Genomic DNA, 26,078 nt, shown 5'->3' on the forward strand with positions numbered 1-26,078 from the left:
CAATATTGTTAGTAACAAAATGCTACTCACTGTAAAAAAAATAGTGCATAATCCAACATGGGGATAAAAAACAATAGGGAATAGAATGGTGTTGAAGCTAAATTCTAAATCATCAAGGGGTGTTATAGGTGTAGACATTGGTTCTACTTCTGTAAAGCTTATTCAGCTTGGTCGTAAAGATGGAAAGTATCAAGTTGAAGCGTTTGGGACACTGCCTTTGGCTGAGAATGATGTGTTGGATAAAAACATCATGCAAGCGGAAAATGTGGGTGAAATTTTAGAGCGTGTCTATAATCTTGCGAATCCAAGTACCAAGGAAGTTGCTGCTGCTGTACCTACAGTTACGGTTATCACCAAAGTCATCGAAATGGATGCTGACATGGGGGATGATGAACGTGAGGTTCAGATCCGTATGGATGCAGAACAATATATTCCGTACCCATTAGATGAAGTTAGTCTAGATTTTGAAATTATTAGAATTAATGAAAAAAATCCTAATCGTGTTGATGTCCTGTTAGTTGCAACTCGTAGTGAAAATGTTGAAAATCGCTCTGAAGTGATTGAGTTGGCTGGATTAAAGCCGAAGGTCATGGATGTCGACTCTTATGCATTGGAGCGAGCATATGCTTTGCTTTCAGATAGTTTGCCGATTGGAACGAAGTTGGTTGGCGTATTGGATATAGGTCATTCGCAAACTACGCTTACAGTTTTGAATCAAGGCGAAGTTATTTATAGTCGTGAGCAAAGCTTTGGTGGCAAACAGCTAACACATGAAATTCAGCAGCGTTATGGGCTTGGCTTGGAAGAAGCTATGTATGCCAAGGAAGAACGTAATTTGCCTGATGATTATGAAACTGAAGTGCTTTATCCGTTTATGGATGGGTTAGCACAACAAGCCGCGCGTTCATTACAATTCTTCTTTTCATCGTCACAATATTCTGAAATCGATCACCTCTTACTTGCAGGTGGTGGTGCGCAAATTCCTGGGTTGTCGAAACTTTTACAAGATAACTTGGGCTACCGTGTAACCCTAGCGAATCCGTTTTTAAGAATGGGGTATGCGCCTCAAGTTGACGCAAAAAAAATAGAACGTAATGCGTCATCATTGTTGGTGGCATGTGGCTTGGCGTTAAGGAGTTTTGATTAATGGCTAAAATAAACCTGCTGCCATGGCGTGAAGCGCTTCGAGAGCAGCGAAAAAAAGAATTTTTTGCAATTAGCGGTGCTGTTGCATTGCTTGGGGTAGTGTTGTCGGGATTGATTTGGTTGTTTTTTAACAATCAATTGCAAGATCAAAATGATGCCAATCAGACCGTAGTGGCTGCCAATCAACAATTAGATCGTCAGTTAAAAGAACTGGATGGCTTGCAAGAGCGTAAAGAGCAGATTGTTGAGCGTATGAAGCTGATTCAAGACTTGCAAGGTGTGCGTCCTGTAATTGTGCATGTCTTTGATGAGTTGGCAAAACTTACGCCATCAAATATGTATGTGACGGAGTTTTCTCGTAAAGAAAATAAATTTACATTAAAAGGTAAGGCGCAAGATCCAAATGTGGTCTCAGACTTTTTGCGGAACCTAGATGCATCACCCTGGTTTAGAAATGCATTTATGAACTCTTTTGAGGCGGTGGAAGCTAAGCCAGTACAACAAGGTGCAGTGCTCCCACGTGAAGAAGATGCTTATGGCGTGTTTGATGTGACTGTGGACTTGGATGAATACAGCACAGTATCGACGGATACCATGCCTGAAGAAATGAAGGTGTCGCCATGAGTTTAGATAATAATGTAAATCAAATGGATGAGTTTGAGCCAACCAAGAAAAAAGGCTTTTCTTTTGAACGATATGTTCAACAGCTACAACAAATGGATATGGAGAATATCGGCGCTTGGCCAACATCGGTTAAAGTGACGGTATATGTGTTTATTCTGCTGTTGATATTAATTGCAGCATACTTTCTAGCGATTAAGGGCGTTCGTGAAGATATTGCCAATGCTGAAGCGCAAGAAGCGAATCTGCTCAATGAGTTTCGTGATAAAGATTCGAAACTGCGTAACTTGTTGCAATACAAACAGCAAGTGGAATTAATGGAAGTGCAATTCAATCAACAGCTTGAGCAACTTCCGAAAGAGACTGAAATTCCAGGCTTGGTTGAAGATATCAATATGGCGGGTGTGTCTTCAGGTCTTGAGTTTAAAAACATTAAGCTACAACCTGAAGTGAAACAAGAGATCTTTATTGAATTACCAATCGATATGCAAGTTCATGGTAATTACCACAGCATGGGCGCTTTTGTAAGTTCTGTTGCGGCATTGCCTCGTATTGTGACTTTGCATGACTTCACGGTAAGCACTGAAAAAGGTGCAGGTAGTGAAGTGCCACAGCTGAAGATGGAAGCTAAGGCGAAAACCTATCGCTACATGTCTGAGCTTGAAATTGCGGATGAAAAAAATGAGGAGCTGAAAAAATGAGAAATCAAAGCGCTCTGATTAAATCAACATTAGTTGTTGCATCGATACTCGCCTTGGCTGGTTGTGAGTCACGTGTCGATGAAGTACACACTAAAATGGACGAAATTCGCAATGCAACACCGTTGCCGATTGAGCCACCGCCAGTATTTACCCCTGTGCCAAGTTATTCTTATTCAAGTTTTGGCACAAAGAGTCCATTTGTCCCGACCAGTATTGCACGTGAGCTTCGGGTCATGGCAGGGAAGCGCGTTTATCCAAATTTGGCTCGACCAACACAACCTCTTGAAGAGTACACGCTTGAAGAGTTGTTGATGAAAGGGACAATGACAAATGCTTCTGGTCGTATTGTCGCTCTCATTCAATCTCCAGCAGGAGAGATTGAGAAGGTGCAAATTGGAAGTTATATGGGTAAAAACCATGGTCGTATTATTGCTATTAATCCAAATCAAATCTCACTATTAGAAATAGTGCCAGACGGACAGGATGGCTTTATTGAGCGTCCGCGTACTTTGATTTTGCATGGTGAAACTTGATAAGGGAAGATTAAGAAATGAATATAATGAAATTAGTGGGTGAAATGGGGTCTGTAATGAATATGCAACTCACCATGAAAAGATTTGCAATGTCCGCTGTGGCATACGGGGTGGTTCAAGTTGTTAGTGCTCAAGTGGCAATTACACAGGTTGTACCAATGTCGACGGCTGATCAAGGTACAGAACTTCGAGTGATGTTTAATGGCTTGCCAGTACAGCCAAAAGCGTATCAATTGGAGTCGCCATCTCGTTTAATTCTTGACTTTGAGGGTGCGACGAATTCTGTTGGGAGCAATGTTGCTGTTAATACTACAGAAGTTGGCAGTGTAGATGTGCTTGAAGATGCTGAGCGCTCTCGCTTAACGATTAATCTTAAAGATCATGGTGCTTTTACAACACGTACCGAGGGCAATACATTTATTCTCAAAGTGGCACCTGAAGTTCGTGAAAATGTATCTTTGCCATCAAATATTGCACAAGCTTCTACTCAACAAAATCTAGGATTGACCAATATTGGTTTTGAGCGTGGTGCGCAAGGCGAGGGTTTGGTGAATATTGAGCTAGGTAGTGCGCACTCACCAGTAGATGTACAACAACAAGGTAGTAAGGTTGTCGTACGGATGCTTGGTACAAAAGTACCTGCACATTTGGCTCGCCGCTTAAATGTTGGTGATTTTGCGACGCCTGTGAATACCATTGATGCTTATAATGAGGGCAGTAATGGTGTTATTGTGATTCAGCCAAGTGGTAGCTATGAGTATATGGCGTACCAAGCTGAAGATAAATTGACCATTAGCGTGAAACGTCCTGTAGATAATTCATCAGTGTCGATGATCCGTGCACCACAAACCTATAACGGCAAAAAAATCTCATTAGACTTCCAAGATATTGAAGTGCGTCGTGTATTGCAGTTACTTGCCGACTTTACCAATGTCAATATGGTGGCTGCTGATACTGTGCAAGGCCAAATCACCATTCGCTTAAAAGATGTGCCTTGGGATCAAGCACTTGATATTATTCTCAAAAGCAAAAACCTCGACAAGCGTCGTAACGGCAACGTGATTTGGATTGCACCTGTTGCAGAGCTGATCAAAGCGGAAGAGGAAGAGGCGAAAGCAATCGCACAAAGTATTAAGCTTGCACCAATTCAAACTGATTATATTAAGCTGAATTATGCGAAAGTGGCTGATATTGAAAAACTAATCACTGAAGCAAAAAGTAGAAGTGGATTGAATGGAACATCAGGTTCAAATAACTCACTAAATGGTTCTGCAACAAGTAATCAAGCAAATAATGAATTTGCAGGTAGTATGCTTACTCCAAGAGGATCAGTATCTAGTGATATTCGGACTAACACTTTGATTGTGAATGACACAGCGCAAAAAATTGATGAGATTCGCAAAATGATTGAACTCATTGATGTGCCTGTAAAACAGGTAATGATTGAAGCGCGGGTTGTGCGTGCTACGAATCAATTCAGTAAAGAAATGGGCGTTAAATGGGGTATATTGTCGCAAGGTGTCACTAAAAACAATGATTTGTTAGTTGGTGGTAGTGATCAGACATTATGGGATCTTAAGACTCCGAAATTAGATCGTGATACTGGGGTGTATGAGTATACGATTGAAAGGCCTGATAATCTAAATGTCGATTTGGGTGTCGAGAATGCAGCAGGAAAAATTGCGTTCGGTTTGATTAGTTTGTCAGACTTTATGTTGGATTTGGAGCTTTCTGCTTCTGAGGCTGATGGGTTGACAGAGATTGTGTCTACACCGAAGGTATTAGCAGCTGATAAACAAAAGGCAACAATTAAATCAGGTGTTCAGATTCCTTATCAAACAGTATCTCAGGAAGGAACGAAAACAGATTTTGAGGAAGCTGTTCTTTTGCTTGAAGTAACGCCGAGTATTACTCCTGATGGAAAGGTTGGTATGCAATTAAACATATCTAAAGATACTCGAGGAGAGATTACTCCAGATGGTGTTGCAATCAATGTGAACCAAATCAATACGAATGTATTGATTAATAACGGTGAAACTGTGGTGCTTGGTGGTGTATTTGAAACTGAAAATGGTAGTAGTGTGACTAAAGTTCCGTTCTTTGGTGATCTGCCTGTGGTGGGTAATTTGTTTAAAACTACATCGAAGATTGATAACCGCAATGAGTTATTGATTTTTGTCACACCACGAATAGTCACTGACAATAGCACGGTAAATCGTTAAACTATATGTAATAACGATTTACAACACTGAAGGTGTTTGTTGAGTAGTAGTCATAAAGATGCGCAGGATTTACCAAATATTTATTTGGTCGGTCCGATGGGCGCAGGAAAAACCACCATAGGTCGCCACTTAGCAGAACTGCTGGGTCGCGACTTTATGGATAGTGATCATGAGATCGAAGCACGTACAGGTGCCAACATTCCTTGGATTTTTGAAAAGGAAGGTGAGCTTGGTTTCCGATTGCGTGAAAAAAATGTCATTGCTGACTTAACCAATAAAAAAAATTTAGTCCTTGCTACAGGTGGTGGTGCAGTCACTCAACCTGAAAATCGTCAGCATCTACATCATCGTGGCATTACTATTTATTTAATGACTTCGGTTGATCTACAGTTGATGCGCACTTATAGAGATCGTAATCGACCATTATTACAAGTTGAAAATCCTGAACAAAAATTAAAAAGCCTTTTAGCAGAGCGTGATCCACTATATCGAGAAGTGGCGCATTTTGTTGTTGAAACGCACCAAGGCTCCGCGCGTGATTTAGCGCAAAAGATTTTACAACTAATTCTTGAAAATCCGTTACCATAGCGTTTAGTTTTAAATTGTTAGAAATGAAAGTGATTCATGCAAACCTTATTTGTTGAGTTGGGCGATCGTCGCTATCCGATTTTTATTGGTCATCAGCTAGATGGCTCAAAATTATTAGATCAATATATTCAGTCACAACAGGTGATGATTGTCACCAATACCACTGTTGCCGAACTTTATTTAGCACATTATCTAAAGCAGTTTCAGATGATGGGTAGAACGGTTGCAACGTGTATTTTACCTGATGGTGAAAAATACAAAGACTTTCAACATTTACATCTTATTTTTGATGCGTTGCTAGAGGCTAATTTTAACCGAGATTGTACAGTGGTGGCATTGGGTGGTGGTGTGATTGGCGATATGGCGGGTTATGCGGCAGCGTCTTTTCAACGTGGTGTCAATTTTATTCAGATTCCAACCACCTTGCTTTCGCAGGTAGACTCAAGTGTTGGGGGAAAAACTGGTATAAACCACCCACTTGGAAAGAACATGATCGGTGCATTTAAGCAGCCAGAAGCTGTGATTGCGGATATGGCTGTACTTGATACGTTGCCTGATCGTGAGTTATCTGCAGGTCTGGCTGAAGTTATTAAATATGCGCTATTGGGTGATGTTGAGTTTTTAATTTGGCTTGAGCAAAATATGTCGAAATTGCTAGATCGAGATCGTGAAGTTCTTGCTGAAGCAGTTTATCGGTGTTGTGCGCATAAGGCGCGAATTGTAGCGAATGATGAAACCGAAAAAGGTGAACGAGCGCTACTGAATTTAGGTCATACCTATGGGCATGCTATAGAATCCTATATGGGCTATGGGAATTGGCTGCATGGAGAGGCTGTGGCGACAGGTATGGTGATGGCGGCATCGTTATCTGAGCAACTAGGGTGGATTTCAACAGAAGATGTCGCTCGTGTAAAAGATGTATTGATTCAAGCTAATCTGCCAATTGCAAGTCCGAAGATTCCTATTGATGAGTTTTTGGGGTATATGGCGCATGATAAAAAAGTATTAAATGGTCAGCTTCGTCTGGTTTTATTGAAGTGCTTGGGTGAGGCGGTGATTACTAAAGATTTTGAGCAATCGCAATTGATTCAGTCAATTCAAGATAACTTGGTTGCATAACAGGTGAAAAGATGATCAATAGGGCGAAAATTTGGCAGGATGTAAAACAGGCAATTTGGTTAAGTTTGGGTGTTGCGTGTTTAGTGTTGATTTTTATCTTTTGGATCATGCAATCTAAAGAGAGGCAGACCAAAGAGCTAACGCCTATTGAAGTAAAAAATGAGCAAGAACAAAGTGTCACTCAGCAGCAATCAGTGCTTTTAGATAAAAAAATTGGTACTTTTCAAGAAGAAGTTCCACCGATTGATTTGTTAAAACGAAATGCACTCGCAGGTGATCACGAGCCCGAGTTTCGTGGGTCGGCATTTATTGCTGAAAATAAAAATGTTTGGACATTACAGTTATTAAAAGTTGCTGAAGAGGATGTCATACGCTCTTATTTGGATGGTCGTGAAGATCGAGGTCAATTTCATTATTTCCGCTTAGATGATCAAAAGAATAATAATGTGCAGTATGTTTTGACCTATGGTGTGTTTAAGAATACACAAGGTGCAATTGAAGAGGCGCAAAAAGTCAGTTTTGGTTTACCAAAAAGTGTCAAAGTGTTGCCTGAGAAATTTAATGCGTATGCAGATATGGTGAATGATCTTGGGAGTGATGAGAATAATTCGACGACCAAGCTCCAATCGATTTTGTTAACTCGTGCAGCGGTACCAAAAGTTAGAGAAGTTGCGCCTCAAGCAACCGCTGAGTCAACATTTGCTACACAGTCATTAGGCGGAACGACGACCACGATTCAGCGTACAGATGAATCTGGTGAAGTACAAAGCTCTGATACTGAACATTCGCAAGTGAAGCCTGGTCAAAATCCGACAAGTGCACCAACTTCAAATCAGAATTCAAATGGTGCTGAACGAAAAATGCCGGTAGAGATTATAGATCCATTTTAGTGTAATAAAATGGAGCATTATTTTGAACAATCTACTGTAGCTCTTATTTGGTGCGATATATTGCTTTATTTTGGTGCGAGAAATAATTTTAAGTTTTGTAAGTCTATGTTTATTAGATAGTATTTATGTGTGTTATACGGCATATTTTTTGCTTTATTAATTGTGTGAATCGTCATAAAATTGATCGTTGCAGAATTGGTTTAATCTGCACAAATACTCCTACTCACTAAAAACATCAACTTGCAAATGAAGGTTTGCAATACTTGCCTGTTCAATGAGAAAATGCGTCGCTAGACATTTGACCATGTGGTTATCACAGTGTTTTGACTCGGTCATTTCAGTTTGGTTGTTTACGGCTTTAGTGGCTTGGGGTTGTGATCAAACATTTGTACTGCTTCTTAAGTATTTACAATGATTTGGTTTTTGAAATTTTGGTTTATTGACTTAGCAATTGAGTCATCTTGAAGTTAGAAGGGTACGCTATGCACATGCCATCGCTCAATACTGTAGCTCCCACTGATCAACCGAAAGGGTTGTATCAGCCGCATGAATTTAAAGACAATTGTGGTTTTGGTTTGATTGCACATATGCAAGGCAAACAGAGCCATCATCTGGTGGAAACAGCCATTCATAGTTTGAGCTGTATGACCCACCGTGGCGGGATTGCAGCGGATGGTAAGACGGGTGACGGCTGTGGTTTACTCTTGGCGATGCCAAAACAGTTTTTCCGTGAAGAAGCACAAAAACTGGGTGTAGAGCTTAGCGAGATCTTTGCGGTTGGTACCGTCTTTTTAAATCTTGATCCTGCATTGGCAGAGCATGCGAAAAAAATTCTCAATGAAGAGATCGAAGCTGCGGATTTGACTGTTGCGACGTGGCGTGCTGTACCGACTAATCCAGATATTTTGGGTGAAATTGCACTTCGCTCAATGCCTGCTTTTGCCCAGATTTTGGTGAATAATCCACAAGCTTTGGCAGAAGACGAGTTTAATCGTAAACTATTTTTGGCACGTCGCCGTGCTGAACAACGCTTAGAAAGCGATACATCTTTTTATATTACGACACTTGCATCGACAGTCATCAGCTATAAGGGCTTGATGATGCCTGAAGCGATTGCTGATTTTTATACTGATTTAGCAGATCGTCGTTTAGAGTCGCATATTGTGGTGTTCCATCAACGCTTCTCTACAAATACATTGCCACGTTGGCCGTTGGCACAGCCTTTCCGTTACTTGGCGCACAATGGTGAAATTAATACCATTACAGCGAACCGTAACTGGGCATTGGCTCGTACACCAAAGTTTGAAAACCCATTACTTCCAGGTTTGTTAGATCTCAAACCGATTGTCAATCGTACTGGTTCTGACTCTTCGAGCTTAGATAATATGCTTGAAATCCTCGTCGGTGGTGGCATGGACTTGTTCCGTGCGCTTCGTATGCTGGTACCACCTGCATGGCAAAATGTTGAAACTTTGGATGCGGATTTACGTGCGTTTTATGAGTTTAATTCAAAACACATGGAAGCTTGGGATGGTCCTGCGGGCCTAGTGATTCAAGATGGTCGCCATGCGATCTGTATGCTTGATCGAAATGGTTTGCGCCCAGCACGTTGGGTCATTACTAAAAATGGTTATATCACTTTGGCATCTGAAATCGGTGTCTGGGATTATGCACCTGAAGATGTGATTTCTAAAGGTCGTGTCGGTCCAGGTCAAATCTTGGCGATCGATACAGTGACTGGCAATGTGCTAGATACCAAAGAAGTGAACAACCACCTGAAAAAAATGCGTCCATATCGTGAATGGTTGCGTGATCGTTCGTTGAAGTTGCAAGGTGATGTTCAGCTTGAAGAAAGTCTAATTGAAAAAGGATTAACAGGTGACGCACTTAAAGCTGCACAAAAAATGTTTATGGTGACGTTTGAAGAGCGTGATCAGTTACTTCGTCCAATCGCTGAAAGTGGTCAAGAAGCTGTTGGTTCAATGGGTGATGATACGCCAATGGCAGTATTGTCACGTCAAGTGCGTCATGTGTCAGACTATTTCCGTCAGCAGTTTGCTCAGGTGACCAATCCGCCAATTGATCCACTACGTGAATCAATCGTGATGTCATTAGAAACTTGTCTTGGACGTGAACAAAATGTCTTTGAACAGAGCCCTGATCATGCAGATCGTTTGATCATCTCTAGCCCTGTCTTATCAAATTCAAAAATGCATTTGATTCGTACGCTTGTACGTGAAGGTTATGGTCAAGCTGAAATTGATTTGAACTATCCTGAGTCTGAGGGACTTGGCGTTTCCATAAAACGTATCTGTGAAGAGTCAGCTCAAGCGATTCGTGATGGCAAGTCGATTTTGATTCTTTCGGATAAAAATATCCGTGAAGGTTACCTGCCTGCCAATTCAGTATTGGTAACTGGTGCTGTACACCACTACTTGATTCAGCAAGGTTTACGTACCGATGCTAATATCGTGGTGGAAACAGGTGTGGCACGCGGTCCTCATCAATTCGCTGTGCTTTTAGGCTTCGGTGCAACAGCGATCTATCCATACCTTGCACATGATGTGATCAATGATTTGATTGCTAAAGGTGAACTACTTGGCGATCCAATCCAAGCACAAGCGAACTTCCGTAAAGGTATTGATAAAGGCTTGTTGAAAGTCTTGTCGAAAATGGGTATTTCTACCGTGGCTTCGTATCGTGGTGGTCAATTGTTTGAAGCGGTTGGTCTGTCTAAAGAAGTGGTGGATACTTGCTTTATTGGTGTCCCAAGCCGTATTGAAGGTGCGACATTTGCCGATCTTGAAAATGATCAGAAGAAACTGGCTGATTTGGCGTGGAAAGCACGTAAGCCAATTGATCAAGGTGGTATGCTGAAGTTTGTCTTTGGTAAGGAATATCATGCCTTTAACCCTGATGTGATCAATGCATTGCACAAATCAGTGCGCTCAGGAAAATACGAAGATTTTAAAGAGTATGCAAACCTTGTAAACACTCGTCCAGTGGCGACGATTCGTGATTTATTCAAGTTAAAAACTGACAATTCAATTTCTGTGGACGAAGTTGAGGCAGTGGAAGACATCTTGCCACGCTTTGACTCTGCGGGCATGTCTTTGGGTGCGTTATCGCCTGAAGCGCATGAAGCGATTGCGATTGCGATGAATACCATCGGTGGTCGTTCGAACTCAGGTGAGGGCGGTGAAGATCCTGCACGTTATGGCACGATCCGTAACTCTAAAATCAAACAGATTGCTTCTGGTCGTTTTGGTGTGACGCCTGCGTATTTGTCATCTGCGGAAGTGTTGCAGATCAAAGTAGCACAGGGTGCAAAACCGGGTGAGGGTGGTCAGTTACCAGGTGGTAAAGTGAATGGCTTAATTGCACGTTTGCGTTATTCAGTACCGGGTGTGACCTTGATTTCACCACCGCCGCATCATGATATTTATTCGATTGAAGACTTATCACAGTTGATTTTTGACTTAAAACAAGTCAATCCAAGTGCGATGGTTTCAGTGAAATTGGTGTCTGAGCCGGGTGTGGGTACGATTGCTGCGGGTGTGGCGAAAGCCTATGCCGATTTCATTACCATTTCAGGTTATGACGGCGGTACTGCAGCATCACCGATTTCATCAATCCACCATGCGGGTTCTCCGTGGGAACTTGGTTTGAGTGAAGCGCATCAAGCATTACGTGTCAATGATTTGCGTGGCAAAGTACGTGTGCAAACTGATGGTGGCTTGAAAACTGGCTTAGACGTGATTAAAGCGGCAATTCTTGGTGCGGAAAGCTTCGGCTTTGGTTCTACACCAATGATCGCACTTGGTTGTAAATATCTACGTATTTGCCATTTGAATAACTGTGCAACAGGTGTCGCAACTCAACAAGATCACTTGCGTCAGGAGCACTATATTGGTGAACCTGAGATGTTGATTAACTTCTTCCGCTTCATTGCAGAAGAAACACGGGAATTGCTTGCAGCGCTTGGTGTTCGTTCATTGAAAGATTTAATCGGGCGTGTGGATTTGTTGGAAATCTTACCGGGTGAAACCGAGCGACAACAGCATTTGAACTTAAAGCCATTGCTTGAGTCGCATCCTGATGCAGATGGCAAGGCGCAATACTGTGAAGTGCAGGGCAATGCACCACATGATAAAGGCTTGCTTGCAGAAGAAATGGTCAAGGACATGTTGCCTTCGATTGAAAACTGTCAAGGTGGTGAGTTCTACTACACTGTAGGTAACTGCAACCGTTCGATCGGGGCACGTTTGTCAGGTGAAATTGCAAAACGTCATGGCAATTTGGGCATGAGTAATGCGCCTGTCACATTAAAATTGCAAGGTACAGCAGGACAGTCTTTGGGTGTTTGGAATGCGGGTGGTCTGCATATCAAGCTTGAAGGTGATGCCAATGACTATGTCGGTAAAGGCATGGCAGGTGGTCGAGTGTCGATCTTCCCACCAAAAGGCTCACCATTCCAAACTCAGGAAACAGCGATCATTGGTAATACCTGTTTATATGGTGCAACTGGCGGTAAGTTATTTGCTGCGGGTACAGCAGGCGAGCGTTTTGGCGTACGTAACTCAGGTGCGTTTGCGGTCATTGAGGGTGCTGGCGACCATTGCTGTGAATATATGACAGGCGGTATCGTCACTGTACTGGGTAAAGTTGGTCACAACTTTGGTGCAGGGATGACAGGTGGTTTTGCGTATGTGCTTGACTTGGATAACGATTTTGTCGATTACTACAACCATGAGTTGATCGACTTGACCCGTATCTCAACAGAATCAATGGAAGAGCATCAACAGTTCTTGATGAAGATTCTCGATGAGCATATCCAAGAAACAGGTAGTGCGTGGGGATACAAGATTCGCAATGAGTTTGACTATTACAGCCGTAAATTTTGGCTCGTTAAACCAAAAGCGGCAAACTTGCTAACCTTGCTGAAAACCACACAAGCTGACCCACAATAACACTGCATTGAATAGGCAGATGCAAGGTCGCACAAGCAAATAGTTGTGACCACTGCATCTACCCACGGAGAGAAACATGGCAGAGCGCCTAAATAATAGCTTTCAATTTTTGGATGTTCCTCGTCAAGATCCAGATAAAAAGGATATTACTGTCCGCAAAGCAGAGTTTGTGGAAATTTATAAGCCATTCACGGCAGAAGTAGCAGCGAATCAAAGCCACCGCTGCCTTGAATGTGGTAATCCATATTGCGAATGGAAATGTCCAGTACATAACTACATTCCGAACTGGTTGAAATTGATTGCTGAGGGTCGTATTTTCCAAGCGGCAGAATTGTGCCACCAAACCAATACCTTACCCGAAGTGTGTGGTCGTGTTTGTCCGCAAGATCGCCTGTGTGAGGGTGCATGTACATTGAATGACGGCTTTGGTGCTGTCACGATTGGTAATGCTGAAAAATATATCAATGACACCGCCTTTGCACTTGGCTGGCGTCCAGATATGTCACAGGTGAAGTGGACAGATAAAAAAGTTGCCATTATCGGTGCTGGTCCTGCGGGTCTGGGTTGTGCTGATATTTTGGTGCGTAACGGCGTGAAGCCAGTTTTGTTTGATAAGCGTCCTGAGATTGGCGGTCTTCTGACTTTTGGTATTCCAGAATTCAAAATGGAAAAAGACGTGATGAAGCGTCGCCGTGAGATTTTCACAGGCATGGGCATGGAATTCCGTTTGAATACTGAAATTGGTAAAGATGTGACCATTGACCAATTGCTTACGGAATACGATGCCGTATTCATGGGCATGGGGACATATACCTATATGAAAGGTGGCTTCCCAGGTGAAGACTTGAATGGCGTGTATGATGCACTGGATTTCTTGATCGCCAATGTCAATCGTTGCCAAGGGTGGGAAACTGATCCAAGCGAATATGTCAGTGTTGAAGGCAAAAAAGTCATCGTGCTTGGTGGTGGTGATACGGCGATGGATTGTAACCGTACATCGATCCGTCAAAATGCAGCGTCGGTGAGCTGTGCATATCGCCGTGATGAAGCGAATATGCCGGGTTCGGTACGTGAAGTGAAAAATGCACGTGAAGAGGGTGTAAACTTCTTGTTTAACCGTCAACCGATTGAAATTGTTGGTGAAAATGGCAAAGTCACTGGTGTGAAAGTAGTCACGACTCAACTTGGCGAGCCTGATAGTCGTGGTCGTCGTAGTCCTGAGCCTGTACCAAATTCAGAAGAAATCTTGCCTGCAGATGCAGTATTGCTTGCATTTGGTTTCCGTCCAAGTCCTGCGGATTGGTTTGCTGATGTGAAAATTGACTTAGATGGTTCTGGGCGTGTATTGGCTGCGGAAGAGCAAACGTATAAATTCCAAACATCGAATCCAAAAATCTTCGCTGGTGGCGATATGGTGCGTGGTTCTGATCTTGTCGTGACTGCGATTTGGGAAGGTCGTCAAGCTGCAGAAGGCATTTTGGATTATTTAGACGTTTAAGCAATTGTTGCAACAGTGATTATCTCTCAAAGAAAGCTCACCTCAGTGGGCTTTTTTGCATGTGATATTTTGAAAAAATACAAATTGAAATAGAAAAATCATTTTGAATTGATACACTGAGATAACTCAAGAAAATTAATGAACAATTCGGGTAGTCTTATGAATGCATTAAAAAAAACAATGACGGCAACTGCTTTGGTGGCGAGTCTAAGCTTAACAGGCTGTGGCTACAACACTTTGCAAATCAAAGATGAATCGGTCACTGCGTCATGGTCTGAGGTGGAAAACCAATATCAACGCCGTGCCGATCTTGTGCCAAATTTGGTGAATGTGGTGAAAGGTTATGCTGCACATGAAGAAAAAGTATTAACTGAAGTCACGCAGGCTCGCTCGAATGTTGCAGGGCTAAAAGTCGATGCGGAAGTGCTGAACGATCCTGCACTTTTTGAAAAATACCAACAAGCACAGGCGCAACTGACAGGTGCATTATCTCGCTTGATCGCAGTATCAGAAAATTATCCTGATCTGAAAGCCAATGAACAATTCCAAGCCTTACAAGTCCAACTCGAAGGCACGGAAAACCGTATCGCTGTAGCACGTAATCGCTATATCAGTAGTGTGCAAGACTTTAATAGCTATGCACGCCAGTTCCCGCAAATGATGACCGCAAAAGTGATTGGCATGGATACCAAGCCAAACTTTAAAGCAGATGCAGGTGCTTCAACTGCGCCAACGGTTAGTTTTGAATAATTCGTTAGTGATTCAATTCAATTGGATTATTTAAAAGATGGCTATTCGGGTGTGGCTTCAACAATCCAATACAGTGGCATGGAAGATTGTTCTTGTATGCTTTGTACTGTGCTTAAGCATTTTATTCACAGCGTTATCATCGCAAAATAGCTATGCGGAAGAAGCAGTTGCTATTGATAGCGATGTTGAAGAAATTATTGTTGCAGGAAAAGTCTTAAAAGATCATCAAGCGATTCCACAGATTAATCAGCAAAATAATCAATCAAAAAGTAGTCAACAAGTAAATCAACAAAGCGATAACCAACAAAACAGTGCATCAACGACAGCAACTGCAACCGATACAGCATCACCTGATGAAAGTATCGTTCAACGTGAACTACCTGCACAGCTCAATGCACCGATCATTGATCAATCCAATGTGTTAAGTTCGGCTGAAAACGCACAGCTGACGCAAAAGATTCAAAATATCTACCAACAAGGTAAGGCGCAGGTTGGCATCGTTATCGTCCCTAGCACGGGACAAGAAGATATTTTTCAATACGGTATGCGTGTCGCTGATGAGTGGAAGTTAGGCTCAGCCGAGCGTGATAATGGTTTGCTCATTGTCGTAGCGCTGAATGATCGACGCATTCAGATCTTGACAGGCTACGGCTTGGAAGGCGTGCTCCCAGACATTATTACCCATCGTATTATTCAAAATCAGATCAAGCCACAATTCCAACAACAGCAATATGCACAAGGCTTAAATGACGCTTTGGGGGAAATAGATCGTATCCTCAGTCAAGACCCTGAAGTGGCACAACAAGCGGCTGAAGAACTCAAACAACGTCAAGCCGAAGCCCATCAGCAACAGCAAGCACAGCAAAATACTTTTGGATTTTCACTGTTTATACTCGTAGGTGCGGTGATCGCATCGGCATGGTTCGGTCGGAAAATCTCAGCACTCGGTGCAGGTGTCGCAGGCACAGCATTGGGTATGGTGAATGGTATTGGTTTAACCATGAGCTTGGCACTTGGTTTTGGCATGTTTTTCCTCGTGATTAGCTCGCTTGCACAAATTCTTTTCCAAGCATTCTTGAGCGGTGGAGGTCGTGGAGGAGGCGGAAGCAGTGGCGGTGGATTTGGTGGTGGGGGCTACAGTGGGGGTGGTGGTAGCTTTGGCGGTGGAGGAGCATCAGGCTCATGGTAAAACAAACAACGCAAAATAACACGATTGTGGACAGCACGATCAAACACGTAGATGATGAAACAATCTTCACCACACGACACAGTCAAAGCCAAGCACAGCCAAGTTTAAAACGATGGTTGAAGCACGTGTTTTATTTTAAATCCAGTAAAAGCGTGATTAATCCCATTCAAGCACAGCAAATCGCAGATAGCATTCGAGATGCAGAGCATGGACATCGTGGTGAAATCCAAGTGATCGTTGAGGGAAGCTTATCCAGTGACGTGGCATTTCAGTACAACTGTCAGCAACGTGCCGAGCAACTCTTTGCCGAGCATCGAGTGTGGGACACCGAATATAATAGTGGCGTACTGATCTATCTCAATCTCTGTGATCATGATGTCGAGATTGTGGCAGATCGAGGCATTCACCAAGCGGTCACTGATGAATATTGGCAAACAATCTGTCAGTCGATGCTACCATTCTTTAAGAAACACCAATTCGCCGATGGCATCTGTCATGCGGTCGAGCAACTGGGTGAAACCTTGCATCAATTCTATATTCAACATGAAAGTAAAGATTCAGAACAAAAAGTTGATCCGAAAGGTAATGAATTGTCAGATATGCCGAAGCTTTTATAAGCCGATAGATACAATCAAAAAAGCCAAATAGTGACAAATATTGTCAATCCATTGCAAATAAAATGTGATAAAAATCACGGAGCTACAAATAATTTAAAAAATGGGTTGTTTAAGAGTTTGTTTTATAATATAAATCTGAATTAGCATAAAGTTGGCACAACTTATGCAATATTTATAACATAGCTAAACTAGCTAACTAAGTAACAAATCAAACATATTCTCTAGGGAGAACAATATGAACGTTCAAAAGGGTTTTACACTTATCGAATTGATGATTGTTGTAGCGATCATCGGTATCTTGGCAGCAATTGCGATTCCTGCTTATCAGAACTATACACGTAATGCGTCTGATAAGTCATGCTTGGCTGAAACAAAAGCTTATGCAAATACTGCGATGGCAACCTTCTTAGATCCAATGTTCGGTTCGACTGGTGGTCCAACAATTACAGCACCAACAATTAGTGCATGTTCAAACATTACTACTCCTACTGCTGTAGGTGATGATGTTGTAGGAACTATCCGAAATGGTAATAAAACATCGGTTACTTGTGATTTGGAAAAAGGTGCGACTTGTACATTGAGTTAATTTTGATTAGATACAAAAAAGCCTTAACCTTGTGTTAAGGTTTTTTTATTCAAATTTTTCATAAAACAACTTAATATCAGATAAGGGTAAATACTGACAAAAAAAGACATCTATAAGATATTCTACCTATTGATTTTTAATATTATTTTTTTGGTATGATTTTTGCGTTACAAATTATCATAATGATTTGGGGAGTGTGACATGTATAGTATAAAAGGATTTACACTTATTGAATTAATGATTACAGTTGCTATTCTTGGTATTTTGGCGGCAATAGCGATTCCTGCTTATAATAAACATGCAGCTTTGTCAGCGAATCGAGCTTGTATGTATGAAGCAAAAGGTTACAGTAATTCAGTTGCATATGCACTATTTGATCAAACAGATGGTACTGATCCGAATTCTCCAGTGATTAAAGCTTGTGAATCGGTTACAGATGCCTCGGGTTGGACATTAGATACTATGCAAAAAATCACAGCAATAGCTAAACATCCAGGTGGAGCAACGATCGAGTGTAATCTGCCAAATGGCGTGTCTTGTGTAATTTTGCCTTAGTGGTATTTAGAGTTATAGTTTTAAGGAATTGAGAATTATAAAAATATGTCCAAGCGTTTAAAGTTTTTCCTAGGTCATTTATCTGTCTCCATCGCTATTGCTTTATTGGTAGTTGGTTTAGTTTTCCTGATTTGGTATCCAACACCTTTAGGAAAAGCCTTGGGGGTAACACAGCTCTTTTTAATGTTGGTAGTTATTGATGTTATTTTGGGGCCTTTGTTGGGATTGTTGGTCTATAAAGAGGGTAAGAAGACATTAAAATTTGATTTAGCTACGGTTGTTATTTTGCAATTAAGTGCTTTAGGTTATGGTATTTATAGTATTGCGGAAGGGCGTCCAGTATGGATTGTTTATGATACAGCTACATTTACAGTTATAAAGAATAGCGAAATAGAAACGAAAAATATTGAACAGGCAAAACCTGAGTATCAAAAACCTTCTTTGTTTAAGCCCCAATACGTGAGTTTAAATGCCGACCTGAAACCAACAATGCAAGCATTGCTACATTCCTCATCGCAAAGTACAGCGAGTCGTTATCCTATTTATTATACAAATCTATCGAGTGCAAAATTGCGTATGCAGTTTAGTGCATTACCTATAAAGTTTCTTGAGCACTATAATGATAAAAGCAAGGTAGATAAGGTGGTTAAAAAATATCCACAAGCAGATTCATGGGTTGGGCTGTCTGCTCCAATGCGGGATATGGTTGTGCTCATCAATAAAGAAAAAGGCGAAGTGGTTAAAATCGTCGATCTTCGACCATGGAAATAACATTGAAATTAGCTGTTATAGCACATAAAAAATCCCGCATTCAGCGGGATTTTTTTGAGCAAATGAAAAATTATTCTTCTTCCATATTCTTCTGAATAAAGTTCTCAATACCGACTTTTCCGATCAGATCAAGCTGTGTATCTGCCCAGTCGAGATAGTCTTCGTCTTTTTCTAAGATGCTACGAAGTAAATCACGAGTAACATAATCCATCTCTTGCTCAGCCATTTTGACCGCAGATTGTAACGCTTCGATATTTTCTTTGGCTTTGCGTACATCACATTTCAACACTTCTTCGGTATGTTGTCCAATATAGAGCTTGCCGAGATGTTGTAGGTTTGGAAGACCTTCTAAGAACAGAATGCGCTCAATGACTTTATCCGCATGCTTCATCTGACGGATTGATTCTTTATATTCCGCTTCGCCGAGACCTTCGATACCCCAGTCGTTAAACATGCGTGAATGCAAAAAATACTGATTGATTGCAGTCAACTCATGAAAAAGCACTTGGTTCAACTGCTGAATGACTTGCTTACTGCCTTGCATATCACCACTCCAAAATATAGAAAACTTCAAAATCTTAATTTATAAATAGTCTAAGCGTTTCAAAGCTACGGTGCGAGGACTTTTTAGAACAGCAAATGAGAATAAAAATGAATATGGCTGTGAACAAAGCTCAGCATCAGCAAGCTAAAGGTCACAAAATGGTGATAAAAATAAACCCGCCTTGAGTCATGGCGGGGGAGGAGTAGTTTGTGATTTTGATTATTTATTTGGTTGTAATGGTTGCTTCTAAATCGTGTTAAGCTGCAACAGAGATTCGTACTGCGATTTCCGCAAGTTCTTCAGAAATAATCGCTTTTGCTTCAGGAACGCAACGCCCACAACACGTACCAAGATCAAGCATTTCACGGACGTCACGAATGCTTTCTGCGCCATTTTGCATCGCATTTTTGATATCTTGGTCGGTAATACCACGGCATAAACAAACGTACATCGAACAAACCTGATGTGTAAATTGGATAAGTAATATTATTGATAATTGTTATCGTTTGTCAACAAGTTTGATTGTTTTTCATGTTAATTTTAATCGAAAAAAAAGATCAAAAACTTATTTTTTATCGAAAGTTTGTGATCTTTAGTGGAGTTAACTGGTTTATTTATTAATACAAACGATACCATCCATTTCAACGAGAGCGCCCTTTGGAAGGCTTGCAACGCCGAGTGCTGCACGAGCAGGGTAAGGCTGTGCAAAGTATTCCCCCATGATCTGATTAACCAGTTGAAAATGAGAAAGGTCAGTGAGGAAAATGTTTAACTTCGCAATATCCGCCAAACTTGCATCGGCGGCAGTGCAAACAGCTTTGATATTGTCAAATACACGACGGATTTGCGCTTCAATCCCATCCACAAGTTCCATGCTATATGGATCTAAGCCAATTTGCCCTGAAAGGTATAGTGTACTATCCACCAAGATCGCTTGAGAATATGTGCCAATCGCAGCAGGTGCATGTTCGGTATGGATAACTTGTCGTGACATGGGAGTGTGTCTCCTAAAATTAATAAATTAAATGTAATGCGAAACTATTTAACTGACTTTTGCAGTTTGATGATTGGCAAAAGGCATAAGTAATCGGGTAATTTTCGGGAAATTCAGTGTCATACGTAATTCGCGAATAATGCTTGCAAGATGGCGACGATCATTCACCACGATATTAAAGTAAGTGGCATTGCTTTCGTGTAGAACAGATTCAACCCCTGCGTTGGCTTTGCGTGCACGATAGATCGCCTCTGAGGTTTGTTCATCATTCAATGATTCATCAATCGCAAGATAAGCGTTGAATCGTGCGCCTTCAGGATTTTGATCATACCATGAAAGTGGCATGATGTTTTCAGGGTGCTTGTGTTGCTCTTGCAATAGATTGTTGCATTTGGTGCGATGTACGATTAAACCACGACGAGTAAGATGCCCCATGATTTGATCGCCAAAGACAGGATTGCAACAATGTCCGTATTTCACTTCAACGCCTTCAGTACCTTGAATTAGAATCAGTGTATTATCATCTTTTGTTGATTGTTGATGATGCAGGCGATTGGCAACCAATTGCGGTAAAAGATCGCCAACTGCGATTTGCTCGTACAAAGCTTCTTTGGTTTCAAGATGACGCCATTCCAATAAGCATTGCCAGTCTTTATCTGAAAGTTGATCAATCGAGTCGTTAAACATGCGTAGCGCACGATTCAAAGCTTGTTGACCAATCAAGATCTGCTCATCAAAATCTTGATCGCGTAAAATGTTTTGAATAGCACGACGTGCTTTTTGTGTGTTGATAAAGCTGAGCCAATCAGGATTTGGCGTAGCAAGTACATCAGTAATAATTTCGACGACTTGACTATTCAGAATCGGTGTAGAAAGTGGTTTTTGCGTACCATTGATTTTACAGCCTACCGCATGGTTGCCTAAGAACAAACTGGCGGCATAAGCAAAATCAACAGCCGTTGCACCACGAGGAAGTTCGTGAATATGACCGTGTGGGGTATAAGCGATGATTTTTTCTTGATGTAAATAATCGAGCAGGTCGTTGAATGTTGTTTTTGCACAATTTTCATCAATCAAATCATTTAAGCTTTGTAGCGATGCTTGAATGGCTGAGCGACATGTTTGCGGTGCGGCCTCACCAAGTACCATGCCAAAGCGAGCAGTTTTTCGCATTAACTCGGTTTGAATATTTAAGCTTAAAAAGGTCTTTTCGCCTTGCAGTTCTAATAATAATGCTTGATTACCGCCAGGCATAGGGCGACGAATATGGTCGGTATAGCTGAGTGTGGTAAATTGTGCAGTCATTAATTTGACTAAATCATCGCAATCTTGCACACGTTGCAAAATAATGTCAAAAGTATGGCTGTGTGTGAGCTGATTAAGGTCAAGCTTGTTTTTAATAAAGTGGCGCAAGAGCTTGGTATTATTATTTTTCTTTTTGATGCGACCTTGAATGTTGTTGTCGCTAAGGATTTGATTGAGCTTTTCTTCCCAAAAGTTTTGATATTCTTGTCGTTTGAGTTTGGTGTCTGCGAGGGCTTGCTGAATGCTGGCGTACATGTCGATATCAAGATTTTGATAACAGAGGTCTTCGAGCCAGTCCCCCATTTCGTTCATGCCGACAAGGCGAGCCATTGGCACATAAATATCAAAAGTTTCACGTGCGATGCGCTCACGTTTATCAGGACGCAAAGCATCTAATGTCGTCATATTATGATAACGATCAGACAGTTTAATAATAATGACACGTGGATCGTGTAAGGTCGCTTGCAAAAATTTGCGGAATGAAGCGGCTTTGTTGTATTGCTTGTCACTCGAACTGGTGAGTTTTGTTACACCATCAACCAAATGTGCCACAGTGGCATTAAAACGTTCGGTAATTTGTTCTTTATTGACTTCAGTATCTTCGATGACATCATGTAAGAGAGCAGCCATAAGTGTATCTGCATCCATGCGCATATGGGCAAGTAAACACGCCACCGCAATCGGATGGAGAATATATGGCTCACCGCTTTTTCGCGTCACTCCTGCATGTGCTTCATCTGCGAAGTCACTTGCCTCCATCACTGCGGCTACTTTATCGGGGGATAAGTACGGTGTAATGATGGATTGGAGCTGTTGCTTGGCATGGCTGACGGCATCACCTGGCATAAAAGATGGATCCTAAAAGCTGATTTTTTGCAAAAAATTACTCACCCTATAATGAAAAGCAAAACGTCTGAGTTGTCAAATATTTTTTGCTAAATTGTCTATTATGTCGGCTGTAATTTAAGGCTTTGTTTCGATTTGAACAATGCTGTGAAATTGCTGAGAGGAGTCAAGTTTGAAACGAAAATCTGTTCATCAAAAGCGGTATAAGTAAAAAAATATGAATTTCAAATCATAAAATAAAAAACCAATGCAACTTAGGCATTGGCTTTTAAAAACGGATAAACAATTGCGACTTTAGAGGTCAAAGCTGAAAAGCTAAAACTTAGAAACTAGAGTTAAAAGCTAAAGTTGTCTAGGTTGATTGCATCGGTTGAGAGCGCCATATCAAACTGGTTGTGCTCAAGGTCTTGATCACGTTGCTTTAAGATATCTTTATTGATATGACCTTCAGCGATTTCACGAAGTGCAACTACAGAAGGTTTGTCATTATCCCATTCTACAGTCGGCTCTACGCCTTGACGTGCGATTTGACGGGCACGTTTGCTTGCAACCAAAACCAACTCAAAACGGTTGTCTACATTTTCTAAGCAATCTTCAACAGTTACGCGTGCCATGATCTGCCCTGTAATATTCAAATTTAAAATAGTCGCAAATTATAGCCAAATTGATGCGGTGACTCAAGCTGAATGTTTGAACTTAAGTTTTTGGCAGGCAATTGAAGTACTTTATTTAACTTGAGGAGTAAGTAGATTTTGAATTAAATCGCTATGGCGATTGGCTTGTTGGGTGAGGGTCATGCGATTCGCAGTAATGACTGATTCTAGCTCATGCAAAGCGCGATCAAAAGAATCATTGATAATAATATAGTCAAAATTGACATATTGTTGCATGTCAGAAACGGCACAACTCAGGCGATGTTCAATCACCTCTACGCTATCTGTACCACGATTGGAAAGGCGTTGGCGTAGATCGTACTGACTTGGCGGAAGAATGAAAATTTGAATTGATTTTGGGAATAGTTTACGGACTTGAGATGCGCCTTGCCAGTCAATTTCTAGCAACACGTCATGACCTTGCTTGAGTTGTTCTTCAACGGTGCGCTGTGATGTGCCGTAATAATTGCCAAATACTTCGGCATATTCGATAAATCCACCTTGCTCGATTTGCGCAGTAAAGCTGTCTTTTTCAATAAAATGATAATGAATGCCATCCAACTCACCATTGCGTTTCGGGCGAGTGGTGTGTGATACAGACACATGTAGATTGCTCGTGCGATCGAGTAATGCTTTTACCAGTGAAGTTTTGCCTGTGCCAGATGCAGCGGCAACCACAAAAAGTAAACCCGACATGCGAAATTTTCCTGTATCATATTTATAGTGGAGATTGTAGTAGAATGTCTTTCGAAACTAAACCCACATTGCAGTAATTTGACGCAATTAAATTGACATTGCGATCAGCTAAAATTGATGAAATCAGCAAATAATTCTAGTGACTAGGTGAATCATGCAAATACTTTTGGCGAATCCTCGAGGCTTTTGTGCAGGTGTTGATCGTGCCATTGCGATCGTCAATCGCGCACTAGAATGCTTTGGTGCGCCAATCTATGTGCGTCATGAGGTGGTTCATAATAAATTTGTTGTTGATGACTTAAAGCAACGTGGTGCGATCTTTGTTGATGAGCTTGATCAGGTGCCTGATGATGCGATTGTCATCTTTAGTGCGCATGGCGTATCTAAAGCAGTTCAGCAAGAAGCTGAGCATCGTCAGCTCAAAGTATTTGACGCAACTTGTCCGCTGGTGACTAAAGTTCATTTGGAAGTGCTGAAGTATTCTCGTGAGGGTATGGAAGCTATCTTAATTGGTCATCATGGTCATCCTGAAGTTGAGGGGACGATGGGTCAGTTTGATGTCAAATATGGTGGGCAGATTTATTTGGTTGAAGATGAGCAGGATGTTGCGCAGCTTCAAGTGAATGACCCTGAGAAATTGGCATTTGTTACCCAAACGACCTTATCTATTGATGACACATCGAAAGTCATTGAGGCATTGCGTGCAAAATATCCGCTGATTCAAGGGCCTCGAAAAGATGATATTTGCTATGCCACGCAAAACCGTCAAGATGCAGTGCGTGATCTTGCAGAGCAGTGCGATGTGGTTTTGGTGGTCGGTTCACCAAACTCATCAAACTCAAACCGTTTGCGTGAGCTTGCTGAGCGTATGGGGAAAAAAGCATTTCTCATAGATAATGCAGATGAAATGCGCCAAGTGTGGTTTGATAAAAATAATAAGATTGGTGTGACTGCAGGGGCGTCTGCACCTGAAATTTTGATCAAACAAGTCCTTGATCGCTTGCAGGAATGGGGGGCAACCTCTCCTGAAGAGCTTGCAGGGCAAGAAGAACATATCACTTTTAGTTTGCCTAAAGAGCTTCGAATCAAAGTGATTGAAGCATAAATTTGGAAGCTTGGTGATCAATTTGTTATCACAGTCATTTTAGCTATTTCTAAGTATTAATTTTCAAGCCAGCTGATGTCAGTTGGCTTTTTGCCTTTTATCTTCAAAATCAGCCATTAATCAAGAAATGTATTTCTTGACGAGCTTATTGTATTATCTTTGTATTGGGGTAATAGGATTTAAGAGGCATATCATGCCAAGTAAAGGTTTTACATTAATTGAAATGATGGTAACGATTGCAATTGCTGCAATTATAGCCTCTATTGCAGTTCCAAGTTTTGCTGATTACATGGAGTCGTACCGACTAAACCAAAGCGCTAAGCAAATGCTGACAGGGCTTAGAGAGGGTAGAAGTCGTGCAGCTGCATTAAAAAATAGTGTAATCGTTTGTTCTGATCGAGATAGCTCTGGTGCAACAGTATCAGAAACAGCTTGTGTGACTAATGCAATACCATCTGCAACGGCGGCGGATTTCATCGCTGAGAATCGTGTGGTTCTTGTGCAAATTTCTCAAGGTGTTGATGTTTCTGGGGCTGAGGAATATGTCTTTAATCCAACAGGATCGGTTCGAACAGCTGGTAGCACGGAGTTTTGTCTAGCTGGGAAAGAGCGTGAAATTCGAGTGGCTGTCTTGGGTGCAGTTGATATGCGAGAGGGGACCTGCTAATGCTTAATTATAAAATACAAAAAGGTGTTGGTTTGGTAGAGGTGCTGGTAGCGCTCATTGTTTTGGCCTTGGGGGTTCTTGGTTACACAGCCTTGCAACTTAGAGCAGTGGATGCAAGTGGCGAAGCATTAGTGAAATCTCAAGCAATTCTAGTAATGCGTGGTTTGACTGAAAGTATTCGAGCAAATGAGAGCGGGCAGGGGAGCTACCCAGCAGCTGTGCAGTCTTATGTAGGGATAACTCCGACAACAGTTGCACCTAGAACTTGTTTAAATCAAACTTGTACGCCTGCGCAAATGGCGACTTTTGATGCTTTCGTGTCAGCAAGAGCGGCACAGAATGTAGGAATACAGATGACAATGGTGGGTTGTCCAGGAACAAGTGGTCGAAGACAGTGTCTTTTTGCTGCATGGGATGACACTCAGTTACAAGCAACAACTTTTGCGCAGTGTATGGGGGCAAATGGTGTGTATGTTGCTGGAGCGAAGTGCGTCATGATGGAGGCATATTGA

25 protein-coding genes and 1 pseudogene are annotated in these 26,078 nt (G+C 41.6%); 20 read left to right on the forward strand and 6 right to left on the reverse strand.

Going from position 1 to position 26,078, the window contains the following annotated elements:
• Positions 1–88 precede the first annotated feature (88 nt).
• From MKI79_RS04035 to tfpZ, 16 genes are all read left to right on the forward strand, one after another.
• Entirely contained in the window at positions 89–1,147 is a 1,059-nt protein-coding gene (locus MKI79_RS04035) for a pilus assembly protein PilM (RefSeq protein WP_241570903.1), read from the forward strand.
• The gene (locus MKI79_RS04040; RefSeq protein WP_241570788.1) at positions 1,147–1,770 is read left to right on the forward strand and encodes a PilN domain-containing protein; all 624 of its coding nucleotides are present in this window, start codon (positions 1,147–1,149) and stop codon (positions 1,768–1,770) included. Before MKI79_RS04035 ends, MKI79_RS04040 begins: the two co-directional genes overlap by 1 nt.
• Positions 1,767–2,468 carry a type IV pilus inner membrane component PilO gene (locus MKI79_RS04045; RefSeq protein ID WP_241570789.1) on the forward strand — a complete coding sequence of 234 codons (702 nt, stop codon included), beginning with the start codon at positions 1,767–1,769 and terminating at the stop codon, positions 2,466–2,468. Before MKI79_RS04040 ends, MKI79_RS04045 begins: the two co-directional genes overlap by 4 nt.
• The gene (locus MKI79_RS04050) at positions 2,465–3,001 is read left to right on the forward strand and encodes a pilus assembly protein PilP (RefSeq protein ID WP_241570790.1); all 537 of its coding nucleotides are present in this window, start codon (positions 2,465–2,467) and stop codon (positions 2,999–3,001) included. The genes MKI79_RS04045 and MKI79_RS04050 overlap by 4 nt, the downstream gene beginning before the upstream one ends.
• A gap of 62 nt (positions 3,002–3,063) precedes the next feature.
• The gene (pilQ, locus tag MKI79_RS04055) at positions 3,064–5,223 is read left to right on the forward strand and encodes a type IV pilus secretin PilQ (protein WP_407651549.1); all 2,160 of its coding nucleotides are present in this window, start codon (positions 3,064–3,066) and stop codon (positions 5,221–5,223) included.
• 39 nt (positions 5,224–5,262) lie between these two features.
• On the forward strand, positions 5,263–5,811 hold the full coding sequence (gene aroK, locus MKI79_RS04060; protein ID WP_274619062.1) for a shikimate kinase AroK: 549 nt from the start codon (positions 5,263–5,265) through the stop codon (positions 5,809–5,811).
• A 36-nt stretch (positions 5,812–5,847) separates the two neighbouring features.
• Entirely contained in the window at positions 5,848–6,930 is a 1,083-nt protein-coding gene (aroB, locus tag MKI79_RS04065) for a 3-dehydroquinate synthase (RefSeq protein ID WP_241570791.1), read from the forward strand.
• Positions 6,931–6,941: 11 nt separating this feature from the next.
• The gene (locus MKI79_RS04070; protein WP_241570792.1) at positions 6,942–7,820 is read left to right on the forward strand and encodes a hypothetical protein; all 879 of its coding nucleotides are present in this window, start codon (positions 6,942–6,944) and stop codon (positions 7,818–7,820) included.
• Positions 7,821–8,308: 488 nt separating this feature from the next.
• Entirely contained in the window at positions 8,309–12,790 is a 4,482-nt protein-coding gene (gltB, locus tag MKI79_RS04075) for a glutamate synthase large subunit (protein WP_241570906.1), read from the forward strand.
• A 76-nt stretch (positions 12,791–12,866) separates the two neighbouring features.
• Positions 12,867–14,288 carry an FAD-dependent oxidoreductase gene (locus MKI79_RS04080; RefSeq protein WP_241570793.1) on the forward strand — a complete coding sequence of 474 codons (1,422 nt, stop codon included), beginning with the start codon at positions 12,867–12,869 and terminating at the stop codon, positions 14,286–14,288.
• A 159-nt stretch (positions 14,289–14,447) separates the two neighbouring features.
• Positions 14,448–15,038 (forward strand): LemA family protein, encoded by a 591-nt coding sequence (locus MKI79_RS04085; RefSeq protein WP_241570794.1) that lies wholly within the window; start codon positions 14,448–14,450, stop codon positions 15,036–15,038.
• 37 nt (positions 15,039–15,075) lie between these two features.
• Entirely contained in the window at positions 15,076–16,227 is a 1,152-nt protein-coding gene (locus MKI79_RS04090) for a TPM domain-containing protein (protein WP_241570795.1), read from the forward strand.
• A complete protein-coding gene (locus tag MKI79_RS04095) occupies positions 16,221–16,844 on the forward strand; it encodes a TPM domain-containing protein (protein WP_241570796.1) in 624 nt (207 codons plus the stop codon). The genes MKI79_RS04090 and MKI79_RS04095 overlap by 7 nt, the downstream gene beginning before the upstream one ends.
• 235 nt (positions 16,845–17,079) lie before the next feature.
• The gene (locus MKI79_RS11655) at positions 17,080–17,430 is read left to right on the forward strand and encodes a prepilin-type N-terminal cleavage/methylation domain-containing protein (protein WP_274619063.1); all 351 of its coding nucleotides are present in this window, start codon (positions 17,080–17,082) and stop codon (positions 17,428–17,430) included.
• 201 nt (positions 17,431–17,631) lie between these two features.
• Complete coding sequence (locus MKI79_RS11695) at positions 17,632–17,985, forward strand: pilin (RefSeq protein WP_322111811.1); 354 nt, start codon at positions 17,632–17,634, stop codon at positions 17,983–17,985.
• Positions 17,986–18,030: 45 nt separating this feature from the next.
• On the forward strand, positions 18,031–18,756 hold the full coding sequence (tfpZ, locus tag MKI79_RS04110) for a TfpX/TfpZ family type IV pilin accessory protein (RefSeq protein WP_241570797.1): 726 nt from the start codon (positions 18,031–18,033) through the stop codon (positions 18,754–18,756).
• Between the two features lie 70 nt (positions 18,757–18,826).
• Here tfpZ and bfr read toward each other — a convergent pair whose 3' ends face one another.
• The 6 genes from bfr to gmk all read right to left on the reverse strand — a co-directional run bounded on the left by bfr (position 18,827) and on the right by gmk (position 23,794).
• A complete protein-coding gene (bfr, locus tag MKI79_RS04115; RefSeq protein WP_241570798.1) occupies positions 18,827–19,300 on the reverse strand; it encodes a heteropolymeric bacterioferritin subunit Bfr in 474 nt (157 codons plus the stop codon).
• Between the two features lie 256 nt (positions 19,301–19,556).
• Positions 19,557–19,751 carry a bacterioferritin-associated ferredoxin gene (locus MKI79_RS04120; protein WP_241570799.1) on the reverse strand — a complete coding sequence of 65 codons (195 nt, stop codon included), beginning with the start codon at positions 19,749–19,751 and terminating at the stop codon, positions 19,557–19,559.
• A gap of 159 nt (positions 19,752–19,910) precedes the next feature.
• Positions 19,911–20,294, reverse strand: a complete 384-nt coding sequence (locus MKI79_RS04125; RefSeq protein ID WP_241570800.1) for a RidA family protein — start codon at positions 20,292–20,294, stop codon at positions 19,911–19,913.
• A gap of 48 nt (positions 20,295–20,342) precedes the next feature.
• On the reverse strand, positions 20,343–22,445 hold the full coding sequence (locus MKI79_RS04130; protein ID WP_241570801.1) for a RelA/SpoT family protein: 2,103 nt from the start codon (positions 22,443–22,445) through the stop codon (positions 20,343–20,345).
• 335 nt (positions 22,446–22,780) lie between these two features.
• Positions 22,781–23,059, reverse strand: coding sequence for a DNA-directed RNA polymerase subunit omega (gene rpoZ / locus MKI79_RS04135; RefSeq protein WP_241570802.1), 279 nt, complete (start codon positions 23,057–23,059; stop codon positions 22,781–22,783).
• 111 nt (positions 23,060–23,170) lie between these two features.
• Complete coding sequence (gmk, locus tag MKI79_RS04140; RefSeq protein ID WP_241570803.1) at positions 23,171–23,794, reverse strand: guanylate kinase; 624 nt, start codon at positions 23,792–23,794, stop codon at positions 23,171–23,173.
• 154 nt (positions 23,795–23,948) lie between these two features.
• Here gmk and ispH point away from each other — a divergent pair, with 154 nt between their 5' ends.
• The 4 genes and pseudogenes from ispH (at position 23,949) to pilV (ending at position 26,078) form a co-directional block, all read left to right on the forward strand.
• Complete coding sequence (gene ispH, locus MKI79_RS04145) at positions 23,949–24,899, forward strand: 4-hydroxy-3-methylbut-2-enyl diphosphate reductase (protein ID WP_241570804.1); 951 nt, start codon at positions 23,949–23,951, stop codon at positions 24,897–24,899.
• Between the two features lie 193 nt (positions 24,900–25,092).
• A pseudogene (locus tag MKI79_RS11735) lies at positions 25,093–25,164 on the forward strand (prepilin-type N-terminal cleavage/methylation domain-containing protein); the annotation flags it as partial.
• 24 nt (positions 25,165–25,188) lie between these two features.
• On the forward strand, positions 25,189–25,566 hold the full coding sequence (locus MKI79_RS04150) for a GspH/FimT family pseudopilin (RefSeq protein ID WP_241570805.1): 378 nt from the start codon (positions 25,189–25,191) through the stop codon (positions 25,564–25,566).
• On the forward strand, positions 25,566–26,078 hold the full coding sequence (pilV, locus tag MKI79_RS04155) for a type IV pilus modification protein PilV (RefSeq protein ID WP_241570806.1): 513 nt from the start codon (positions 25,566–25,568) through the stop codon (positions 26,076–26,078). The genes MKI79_RS04150 and pilV overlap by 1 nt, the downstream gene beginning before the upstream one ends.

The organism is Acinetobacter sedimenti (assembly GCF_022601685.1).
In the GTDB taxonomy this organism is placed as follows: Bacteria; Pseudomonadota; Gammaproteobacteria; order Pseudomonadales; family Moraxellaceae; genus Acinetobacter; species Acinetobacter sedimenti.